The sequence below is a fragment of the Alicyclobacillus mali NBRC 102425 genome (assembly GCF_001570745.1).
Classification (GTDB): Bacteria; Bacillota; Bacilli; order Alicyclobacillales; family Alicyclobacillaceae; genus Alicyclobacillus; species Alicyclobacillus mali.
On the sequence record NZ_BCSG01000056.1, the window covers coordinates 1 to 10,658 of the forward strand.

General features: G+C 60.9%; 8 protein-coding genes. 3 read left to right on the forward strand and 5 right to left on the reverse strand.

The features are described 5' to 3' along the window. Positions 1 to 168: 168 nt before the first annotated feature. Together AMA01_RS13000 and AMA01_RS13005 are read right to left on the reverse strand one after the other, a co-directional pair. A complete protein-coding gene (locus AMA01_RS13000; protein WP_067851641.1) occupies positions 169 to 1,596 on the reverse strand; it encodes a sugar porter family MFS transporter in 1,428 nt (475 codons plus the stop codon). A gap of 213 nt (positions 1,597 to 1,809) precedes the next feature. Then, on the reverse strand, positions 1,810 to 2,931 hold the full coding sequence (locus tag AMA01_RS13005; RefSeq protein ID WP_067851655.1) for a GntR family transcriptional regulator: 1,122 nt from the start codon (positions 2,929 to 2,931) through the stop codon (positions 1,810 to 1,812). Positions 2,932 to 3,074: 143 nt separating this feature from the next. Between AMA01_RS13005 and AMA01_RS13010 the strand changes: the two genes are divergently transcribed. Both AMA01_RS13010 and AMA01_RS13015 read left to right on the forward strand, forming a co-directional pair. After that, positions 3,075 to 4,328 carry an MFS transporter gene (locus AMA01_RS13010; RefSeq protein ID WP_376738344.1) on the forward strand — a complete coding sequence of 418 codons (1,254 nt, stop codon included), beginning with the start codon at positions 3,075 to 3,077 and terminating at the stop codon, positions 4,326 to 4,328. A 124-nt stretch (positions 4,329 to 4,452) separates the two neighbouring features. Continuing rightward, positions 4,453 to 6,432, forward strand: a complete 1,980-nt coding sequence (locus AMA01_RS13015) for a glycoside hydrolase family 127 protein (protein ID WP_067851646.1) — start codon at positions 4,453 to 4,455, stop codon at positions 6,430 to 6,432. A 44-nt stretch (positions 6,433 to 6,476) separates the two neighbouring features. On the opposite strand, the gene AMA01_RS13020 is transcribed toward AMA01_RS13015, so the two are convergent. The 3 genes from AMA01_RS13020 to AMA01_RS13030 form a co-directional block, all read right to left on the reverse strand. Beyond that, positions 6,477 to 7,085, reverse strand: coding sequence for a nitroreductase family protein (locus tag AMA01_RS13020; RefSeq protein WP_067851648.1), 609 nt, complete (start codon positions 7,083 to 7,085; stop codon positions 6,477 to 6,479). 225 nt (positions 7,086 to 7,310) lie between these two features. After that, on the reverse strand, positions 7,311 to 9,221 hold the full coding sequence (locus AMA01_RS13025) for a DHA2 family efflux MFS transporter permease subunit (RefSeq protein ID WP_067851651.1): 1,911 nt from the start codon (positions 9,219 to 9,221) through the stop codon (positions 7,311 to 7,313). A gap of 12 nt (positions 9,222 to 9,233) precedes the next feature. Continuing rightward, positions 9,234 to 9,920 (reverse strand): HlyD family secretion protein, encoded by a 687-nt coding sequence (locus AMA01_RS13030; protein ID WP_230087711.1) that lies wholly within the window; start codon positions 9,918 to 9,920, stop codon positions 9,234 to 9,236. A 216-nt stretch (positions 9,921 to 10,136) separates the two neighbouring features. Between AMA01_RS13030 and AMA01_RS13035 the strand changes: the two genes are divergently transcribed. Continuing rightward, the coding region (locus AMA01_RS13035; protein ID WP_231862961.1) for a J domain-containing protein at positions 10,137 to 10,658 on the forward strand (522 nt) is incomplete at its 3' end.

A 10,658-nucleotide genomic window follows, 5' to 3' on the forward strand; every position in this document is an offset into this window, starting at 1 on the left:
AACCAACACGGCGCGTCCGGACTGCGTCCCGTAGTCCACGCCAATCGAATATTTGCCCATATCCATCCCCACATTCCTTCGCGCATTCAGAGGGTGGAACCGCAGACATCACCTCAATTGTACTTACAAGGTCGATCGAGCACAATGAGTTATTCGGACAAGTCGAGGTCAAAAAAGGGCCCGCTTCGCGCGCTCGTGCGCTTCTCGCTGCGCCGGCGATCCGCCGCGAGCGGACGCCATCCAGATGGATTCAATCTCCTCCAGGGAGCGGTTTTTCGTCTCCGGCACCCAAGCTGTCACGAACAGCACCCCGAGGATGTTGATGACCGCAAAAATCCAGAAGGTGTAGGCGCCGCCGAGATCGCTCAGCAACACCGGCGTAAACTGGCCGATGGCCCAGTTGGCTCCCCACAGGAAGATGGTCGCCACGCCTGCCGCGCGGGCGCGCAGGTGGTTCGGAAAGATTTCCGGAATCATGATCCAAGGAATAGGACCCATCGACACACTGAACGCCGCCGTGAACCCCATGATGAAGAGCACGAGCCAGAACCCGTTGTGAACGTGCAGGTAGAAGGTCAAGCCCATCAACGCCATGAAGATGGCCATCAGCGCGGAGCCGACGATCATCAGCGGCTTTCTGCCGACGCGATCGATCAGCACGACCGCGACGACGGTGAACACGACCCACATGGCGCCGAAGAACGCTTGAATCTCGAAATCCGAGTTGAGGCTGAAGCCCACCATCCTGAAGATTTCTGGGCCGTAATACGTCACGGCGTTCATGCCGATGATTTGGTTGAAAAGAGCCAGGAGGATGCCGACGCCCAGCGCCTTGCGCCAACCGGGCTTGAGAAGATCGCGGATGCTTGCAGCGCTTTCACTCGCAATCGATTCGCGAATGGACTCGAGTTCACGCTGACCAACACTGGATCCGTTGATGCGCACCAAGATCCGCTGCGCCTCGTCGATCCGGCCCACCTTCGTCAACCACCGCGGACTCTCCGGCGCAAATAACAGGACGAAAAAGAAGATAGCCGCTGGCACAGAGCCGAGCCCCAACATCCAGCGCCAACCCGTGTGCACGTCCCAGGCGACCGATCCGGAGCGCTGAATCAAATAGTTCGTGAGATAGGTCAGAAAGATGCCAATGATGGTGAGCAGCTGATAGAACGACGACAGCGCGCCGCGAATTTGCGTCGGCGCACACTCGGAGATGTAGGTCACTGAGAGCGCCGATCCCATGCCGATGCCCAGACCGCCGACGACTCGCGCAAGAATGAGCATGGTGACATCCGACGAGATGGCGGACACAAACGCCGCGATCGCGAACAAGACGGCGGCCGTCATGAGAACCTTGCGGCGCCCGACGCGATCGCTCAAGAAGCCGGATACGGCCACACCGATGACGCCGCCGATCATAATGCTCGAAATCACCAATCCCTGCATGAAGGGCGCGAGGTGATAGAGCGTTTTCAAGAAACCGATGGCACCCGAAATGACCGCGGTATCGTAACCGTAGAGCAGCCCTCCCATTGCGGCTGCCAGCGAAATGGTCACCGCGTAGGCACGAGAACCTTGTGTGTGCTGAGTGGACATGGCGCACCTCCTCGAAGTGGATACGACTTCGGCCGAGCAGAAATATGTCCGGACAATACGAATTTATGTTTTAGATGTACGTACAACTTGTAGGATAAAGCGGTTTCTTGTGTTTGTCAATGCGCTTTCATGCGCACAAATGAGGAAGACCGGCCTCACCGGGGCCGGTCTGCTCATCAATGAATGCGTGTCGGAGGGTGCGGGTCGCGAGCCTCACGCGGTGCCGACGACGACGGGTGCAGTCGATCCTCGCACCACCAGCTTGGGCTCGTACACAATGGACCCCGGCTCCTCAGCGTCGCGCTTCCCGCGCTCAATGGCACGCATCACCCACTTCGCCGCGTCCAGCCCCATCTGCGTCTTTGGGTGCTCCACCGTCGTCAGCTTGATCTCCGTCGCCTCCGCCAGGTACGAGTCGTCGTACCCCACCAGCGACATCTCCTCCGGCACCCGGATCCCAAGCTCCCGCAGCGCGTCCAGCACCTTCACCGCCATCTGGTCGTTGTAGCACACAATCCCCGTCGGCCGCTCCTCCTCGCGCTCCAGCTCCGCCCGCACCCGGCGCACAACCTCTTCGCCCAACTCCTCCGTCCGGTATGTGATGAGCCACTCCGGCTTCACCGACACACCCGCCTCCCGACACGCGTCCATGAACCCCTGCATCCGGTACACGCCCTGCAAGTCGTCCGTCTTGAAGATCCCCATCAACTTCCGATGCCCAAGCTCCAACAGATGGTGCGTCGCCATCCACCCGCCCTTCTTGTCGTCCATGATGATGTGCGGCGGGTCCAGCTGCGGATAGTACTGGTTGATCATCACATACGGGATCTTTCGCTGCTCCAACTCCAGGTAGTACCGGATGTTCGGATTGTACGTGCTCGACTCCGTCGGCTCCACAATCAGCCCCGCAATCGGACGCTGCAACATCGACTCCAGGCACTGCGCCTCTTTCGACAGGTTGTTGTACGTGCAAGCCAGAATCAGCGAATACCCCTTGTTCGTCACGTACGACTCGATACCTCGGATAATGGTGGGAAAGATGTAATCCGAGATATACGTCGTGATCACGCCGATATACCTGCGCGCCTCCTGGCTTTCCCCCGACACCCGCTCCTCCTGCGGAAAGGCACAGAACGTCCCGGCACCCTGCTCCCGGTACAGAAGCCCCTCGTGCACGAGGTCTCCCACCGCCTGCCGGATGGTATGCCGGCTGACGCGGAACATCTTGATGAGTTCGTTCTCCGAGTAGATCTTCTGCCCGGGTTTCACCTTCCCTGAGCGGATCCACTCCCGAATTTGTTCTTTGACCATCACGTATTTGGCGGGAGACGCCATGCTCACATCACCATTTCCCACTATATGGATTGGTCGTTCGCCATCACATTCGATAGATTGATGATGGTGGCTTGGAACCGAAAACGTATTCGTTTCTTGACAGTCAGTGATACCACCCGATACAGTAGCATACCGCCATGAAGGTGACGACGTTGAAGAGTCCTATGCCCCAAAATCCCCGAACCTGCGTCATCGCAGAGCCGCTTTTCGTGATCCCCTACAACATGTATACCACATACGCGTCCGTCTACATGTTGCAGACGGGGTTGACGAGCGTGCAACTCGGCTGGCTCACCACCATGAACCTCGTCGTTCAAATGCTCTCCGCACTGGTGAGCGGATACGCGACGGATCGCATGGGGAGAAAAAAGGCTCTTTGGGTGGCCGATCTCGTCAGCTGGTCCGCCGCCACACTGCTCTGGGCCGTATCGCACAGCTGGTGGGGCTTCGCCCTCGCCTTCTTCTTCAACGGCTTTCAGCGCATCTCAACCACGGCGTGGTATTGCCTCTTGACGGAGGACACCCCCGCCGACATTCGCTCGCGCGTATTCACCGCGCTACAGGTGGTCGCGACCGTCGCTGGGTTCTTCGCGCCCATCGCGGGTTGGCTCATCCATCGCACAGGCGTGGTCCTTGGCACGCGTTTGCTTTACCTCTACGCCTTCGCCAGCATGACCACGATGATCGCCATTCGCCACCGGGGTCTTCGCGAAACGAACATCGGGCGTACACGAATGGCCGAAACGAGGCGGCTCCATCTTCGACATGAGTGGCGCCGGATTCGCGCGGCTATCAAGACTCTATCGCGCAACCGCACGCTGATGTGGCTGTTTGGCGTCTACGTCATGTGGAACGTGCAGATTTCCATCCGAACCACCTTCGTCACGGCGTACCAAATGGACGCTCTCCACATCCCGCCGTCCTTCATGGGCCTGCTGCCAGCGCTCTCTTCGCTCGTCATGGCGGTTTGCCTGGCGACGTTCGCGCGGCGTTTTCACGACGATCACGGCTACCACTGGATGCAGGCCGGCCTTGGACTCTTGACCGCGGCCACAATTCTCCTGGCGATCTCGGCACCGAGGTCCGTTGCGCCGACGATCATCGCAACAGCCCTCACCGCAGCAGGGACCGTGCTCGCCAACCCGTTCGTGGAGTCGCTCGTGGCCAACGCCATGGACGACGCCGAACGATCGACCATGCTTGCGGTTCTCAACGTGCTGATTTTGCTCTCCAGTTCGCCATCCGGGGCCATCGCCGGCTACCTGTACGCATGGAATCCGCGCTCGTCGCCTGTCTTCGCGGCGCTGGCACTCGTCGCAAGCCTTGTGTGCGCCGAGGCCGCCCGTCGCGCTCGGCACACACCGACCGCCCTATCGACACAAGACCTCGCGCCGTGATCGCGTCATCTTGGCGCATCTCTACCCAGCCATTTACCCGCATGATATCATCAACTTGTTCGTATAACATTTCTATCTTTCCTCAAAGAAAACGCATACATCTTCACAGAGAGGGTGTTTCTCGTTGCCGCCAGAAACGTGCAATCCGCGCTTTCACTTATCCGTACAACTCTACGATCCCTTCTGGTCTCGCTACCAACAACTCGTGCGCGAGACTGTGCTCCCGTACCAGTATGAGATCCTGAACGATCGCGTCCCTGGCGTGGAGCCGAGCGGGGCCATTCGCAACTTCCGCATCGCCGCAGGCCTTGAGACCGGCGAGTTCACGGGCATGGTGTTTCAGGATAGCGATGTGGCGAAGTGGCTGGAGGCTGTCGGCTACGCGCTCAAGACGAAGCGCGATTCGGAACTTGAGCGCATGGCGGACGACGTGATCGACCTGGTGGTGGCGGCGCAACAGCCGGATGGTTATCTCAACACGTACTTCACCATTAAGGAGCCAGGCAAGCGCTTCACCAATCTCATGGATTGCCACGAGCTGTACTGCGCAGGTCACATGATGGAGGCAGCCGTCAGCTACTACGAGGCGACGGGCAAGCGCAAGCTGCTCGATGCCATGTGCCGGTTCGCGGACCTCATCGCTGACACATTCGGACCTGGTGAAGGCCAGATTCACGGCTACGACGGGCACCAGGAAATTGAGCTGGCACTCGTGAAGCTCTACGGCGTAACTGGGGAGAAGCGCTATCTCGATCTCGCCCGCTATTTCCTCGATGCCCGCGGGACAGAGCCGAATTTCTTCCTCCAAGAATGGGAGCGGAGAGGGAGAAAGTCGTTCTGGTGGCCGTGGATGAAGGAGCCGGACCTCGCCTACCATCAGGCGCACAAGCCGGTGCGTGAGCAGGACGTGGCGGTGGGCCACGCGGTGCGCGCGATGTACATGTATACCGCGATGGCGGACGTCGCTCGGCTCACGGGCGACGAGACGCTGGCCAAGGCGTGCGAGCGGCTATGGGAAGATGTCACGCGGCGCCAGATGTACATCATCGGGGCGGTCGGATCGACCCATCAGGGCGAGGCCTTCACGTTTGACTACGATCTCCCGAACGAGACCGCGTATGCGGAGACGTGCGCCTCGGTGGGCCTCATCTTCTTCGCCAAGCGCATGCTCGATATCGCTGCCCAGTCCGAGTACGCCGATGTTATCGAGCGCGCCCTGTACAACGCGGTCATCGGTAGCATGGCACAGGACGGAAAGCACTACTGTTATGTGAATCCGCTCGAGATATGGCCGCGCGCGAACGAGGAGAATCCGGACCGCCGACATGTCCGCCCAACGCGCCAGGCCTGGTTTGGCTGCGCGTGCTGCCCGCCCAATGTGGCGCGCCTTCTGATGAGCCTCGGGGACTACGTGTATTCGTGGCACGAAGCGGATCGAACGCTGTACGTCCACCTTCACATCGGCAGTTCCGTCGAGTGGGATCTGGATGGTTCGCGCGTGCAGGTGGCGCTCGTGTCCGGCCTGCCTTGGCGGGGCGAGGCGTCTCTTCGCGTGTCCATGAGCGACGGGCCGCGCCGCTTCGCCGTCGCCGTCCGCATCCCAGGTTGGTGCGCGGGAGAGCCGAGCCTTCGCCTGAATGGCCAACCCATCGCAGAAAGCGAGGTGTGCTTGAAGAATGGCTACGCCGTGATCGAGCGCGCATTCACAGACGGCGACGAGGTGGCACTTGAATTCCCCATGGAGGCGCGATGGGTCGTCGGCCATCCGGAACTGCACGCCGTAAGCGGCATGGCGGCCATCGAACGCGGTCCGCTCGTGTACTGCGTGGAGGAGGCGGATCACGGCCCCAACCTCGCGGCGCTGTCGGTCGATCTCGGCGCGCGGCTCGTGGAGGCACCGTACCAAATCGCAGGCGTGGAGGCCGTGGTGCTGGAATGCGACGGATATCGGCTCGACGGCGCCGCCTTTCGGGACGGCGCCCTGTACCGACCAGCAACGGAGGAGGCGCGCCGGGAGCACAGGGTGAAGCTTCGCGCCATCCCGTACTTCCTCTGGGGAAACCGTGGACGGGGCGAAATGCGCGTCTGGCTCCGATGGCGCTGAAACCAACAGCCCCCGCAAGCATTGAGGCCTGCGGGGGCGATGCCTCACTTGAAGACCTTGAACCGATCCTCCACCGGCTGCACCTGCTTGTCGCGCGGCGCATTCTCCGGCGATCCGAACGGCATCTGTGCCACGAGCCGCCACGTCTCAGGCAGCTTCCACTCCGCCTTCACGCGATCTTCGACGACGTTGTAGTGCTGGAGGCTGGCGCCGTAGCCGTACGCCTCGAGCACCACCCAGACGGCGTATTGGTGCATGGCGTTGGTGTGCTCGGCCCATACCGGGAACTTGTCCTGGTTGGCCGGGAACTTTTGCTGGAACGACTCGATCACGGCCTGATCTTCGAAGAAGAGAACAGTGCCGTAGCCGCCGCGAAATCCCGCGAGCCTCGCCGAGACCGCATCCAACTGATCCGGAGCTACGACGGCGCGCATCACCTCTTGGACGATGTCCCAGAACTTCTCGTGCGCCGCGCCCAGCAAAAGCACGAGCCGCGTCGACTGCGAATTGTACGCGGACGGCATATGTTTCACAATGTCCGCGAGGATCTGCTCCAGTTCCTGGTCGGCGAGCGGCGACTTCTTTCCAACCGTGTGAATCGACCGGCGATCCCGAATGGCCGCAAGGAGTCCCTTCTCCGTCGTGACCAGCATGTGCATTCCCTCCACTCATCTCTCTTTGGATTCGTAAGCAGGATACCGCTCGTAAGCATAACCATTGTACCCCAGGCGCACGCGAAAATCACGCGCGGCGCTTCTTCAGCCATAGCGCCAGTACGGTTATGATGCCCTTACGTGCACGTTCGAAGTGTCTGCATCAAAGCAAGAGCCACAAGGGGGTGCCCCTGTGGCTCCGTCTGTGTGTGGTGGTTTCAACTGTCACTTCACGGGCTGCGGCTCGTCTTCGACGTCGGTCGGCGAGTCCGTGTCCGATTCCTCGTCGCCTGGAGATTCCCCGAACGCCTCCGCTTCGTCGTGCTGGGCAGAAGCCTCGGGCTCCGCATCCACCACTTCCTCGGCCTCGGCCACGCTGTCCGCAATCTGAATGTCATGCTCCAGCGCCTGCGCTACCGGACCCTCCGCGTGCGACGCTCCGGTCAGCGCAGCGGGTTGGGAAGTCGTCGATGCAGCTTCCGCCTGTGCCCGCCCCACGGTCACCGCGCCTGCGCCAGCCGCGGCAGCCTGCGCGAGCTTCGGCCGGCGGATGAAGAACGCCAGGACGAACGCAATGAAGCTTCCCCACGTCGCCCACCAGAACGCATCGTTGATCCCCATGATGGTGCTCTGCTGTTCCGCGAGTCCGTAGAGCACGTAGCGGGCCAGCTCCTCCGCCGCCTGCAGCGAGTTATGCAGTTGCATCATGAAGTACTCTACGATGGTCTGATACGTCGTATAGATGTAATGGTTATTCACCGTCACCGTGTTCTGGAAGTTGGCATAGTGCACCTTCGTGCGATCCGTCATGATGGTCACAAGCACCGCGGTGCCGACCGACGAAGCCACCGTTCGCGCTGTGTTGGCGGCCGACGTTCCATGCCGGTACATGTGCCTCGGCAGCTGGTTGAGGCCGGCGGTCTGCACCGTCATCGCGAGCATCGACATGCCGAACATCCGCAGCGTGTAAAGCAGCATGATGTGTCCATACCCGGTCTGGGCGTTCAGCTTCGTGAACTCCCACGTCGTCACGGTGGTGATGGCCAGCCCCACCACCGCGAGCGGGCGAGCGCCGACGCGATCGAAGATGGCGCCCGAGACGGGCGACATGATGCCCATCAGGATGGCCCCGGGCAGCATCATCAGGCCGGACTGCAGGGCCGTGTAGCCGCGGATGTCCTGGAGATAGATGGGCATGAGAATCATCGCGCCGAACATGGCCATGTTCACGATGCAGCCCACAATGGTGGTCATGGTGAACACGTCGTACTTGAACACCCGCAGATCCAACATCGGCTCCTTCGCCGTCAGTTCGCGAAGGATGAAGAACACCAAAAACACGCCGCCCACGACGAGCGAGATTTCGACAACGGAGTTGCCCCAGCCCTTGCTCCCTGCTTCACTCAAACCGTAGAGCAGGCTGACGAAGCCGACGATGGAGAGCAAAAAGCCAGGTACGTCGAGCTTGGGCCGCACCGGCTTCGCGACATTGCGCAGCACGGCCACCGCCAGGATGATGTCGATGAACGCGAGCGGAATGACAATCCAGAACAGCCAGCGCCAAGACCAGTTGGTCACAATCCAGCCTGACAGGGTGGGACCCACGGCTGGCGCGAAGAACATCGCAATGGCCATCGTGCCCATGGCGCGCCCGCGCTGTTGCGGCGGGAACAGCTCGAGAATGACCGTCATGAGCAGCGGCATCATCACCGCGGAGCCGGACGCCTGCACGATGCGCCCGAACACCATGACGCCGAAGCTCGGCGCGATGGCACACAGGAACGACCCGACGAGAAACAGCGACATGGCCGAGATGAACAACTGCCGCGTGGTGAACGTGCCCATCAGGAATGCTGTGATGGGGATGAGCACGCCGTTGGTCAGCATGTACGCGGTGGAGAGCCACTGCACCGTGTTGGCGTCCACGTTGAACGCCGACATCAGGTGCGGCAAAGCCACATTGAGCAGCGTCTGGTTCAAAATCGCGATGAACGCGCCAAAGATCATGACGATCATGATGGGCGTCCGATGCGGATGTCCGTGCGCCGCCTCACCGCTTTGCGCGTGACTCGGCGCGTTGGGCGAGGCCGGCACGACCGCCTGAGATGCGGTCGGTTGCAGCGAATCGTTCGACATACGCCTCACCTCTTACTTGTGGATGCGAACCGTCGCGCTCATGCCGGGAACCAAGCCACTGCCTGCCGTTGTACCAATCGAGATTTCAACCGGAACGACCTGCGTCACAGGCGTATAGTCCGCCGTGGTGCTCTGATTCGGGAGCAACGAGAACGTGCTCGCCGTCGCGTCGCCAATCTGCGTCACCGTGCCGCTGATGGAGCCCGCCTTGCCGGCGACCCAGACGTCCACCTGGTCACCCACTTTGACGTTCTGCAACTGCGTCTCCTTGATGTTTGCCACGATATACAGGTGGTTCATGTCGTACGCGTACGCGAGCGGCGTACCGGCAGCGACAAACTCGTTGTTCATGACCTCGTTCTGCGCAATGGTGCCGTTGGCGGGCATGTCAACCGGCACGTCCACAGTCTTGTTGCCCACCTGCGTCTCAATCTCGCCGACCTCGTCGCCCGCGCTGAACGCCGAGCCGTTGGTGCCCTGCCAGTTGATGAGCTTGCCGCTCGCCGGCGCGGACACGACAATCTGGTTGCCCGCGACCTGGGCGTCGTCCGTCTTCAAGTACAACGTAGACTGGTTGTAGAAATAGTAGCCCGTGATGGCCGCGGCGATCAGCACAATGAGGATGATCAGGTTCACGAGGATCATCCTGCGGAACGTGGTGCCGGAATTGTTCGGCGTGGGGTTGGCATTTGCGCTCATGCTGTACATCTCCTCCTCTTATCTCTTTGCGATCTCGGCGCCGTCTTCGTGCACCGCGATCATTTTAGAGATTAGACCTTTTAACCACTATGTATATTTAACCTATTTAGGTGTATGAGTCAAGCGCCTGGGGTGGAAATTGTTTCAGTTCTGTGTACAAAGCGTGGTACAATGGCTGTAGAATGCCACTCTTCTGGCGAAAGGCGTGGGCTCCGCGTGAGCGAATGGATCGTCATGAAGCAATGCGCGTCCTGCCGGGCGGTCAACCGCATTCGCCTGGATCACGGCTTTTTCTGCCGCTGCGGCAAATGCAAAGCCCCGTTGGCCCTCACGCATTACGAGATCCTCGGCGTGCCGAGAAACGCGACGTTGCCCCAGATCAAAGCCGCCTACCGTCGAGCTGCGAAGCACTGGCACCCAGACGTCCACGAAGGACGGGATCGGGCCACCGCCGAGCGCCATTTTCGACGCGTACAGGATGCGTATCACACGCTGTGCGAGCCGGAGGCGCGCAAACGCTATGATCTCCTGCTGCATTTCGAGGGAGCGTACGAAGAGCCGGTAGCCTCGCCATCCGAAGGACCGGGAACCGCGGGGGACCGTTCCACGCGCGCCGCAGGGGCGCAAGGTCGCTCGCTTTTGCGCGTTGCGTGGCGCCCCGCGGGTTTTCAGTGGCCCTCCGCAGGGGCGCAAGGTCGCTCGCTTTTGCGCGTTGCGTGGCGCCCCGCGGGTTTTCAG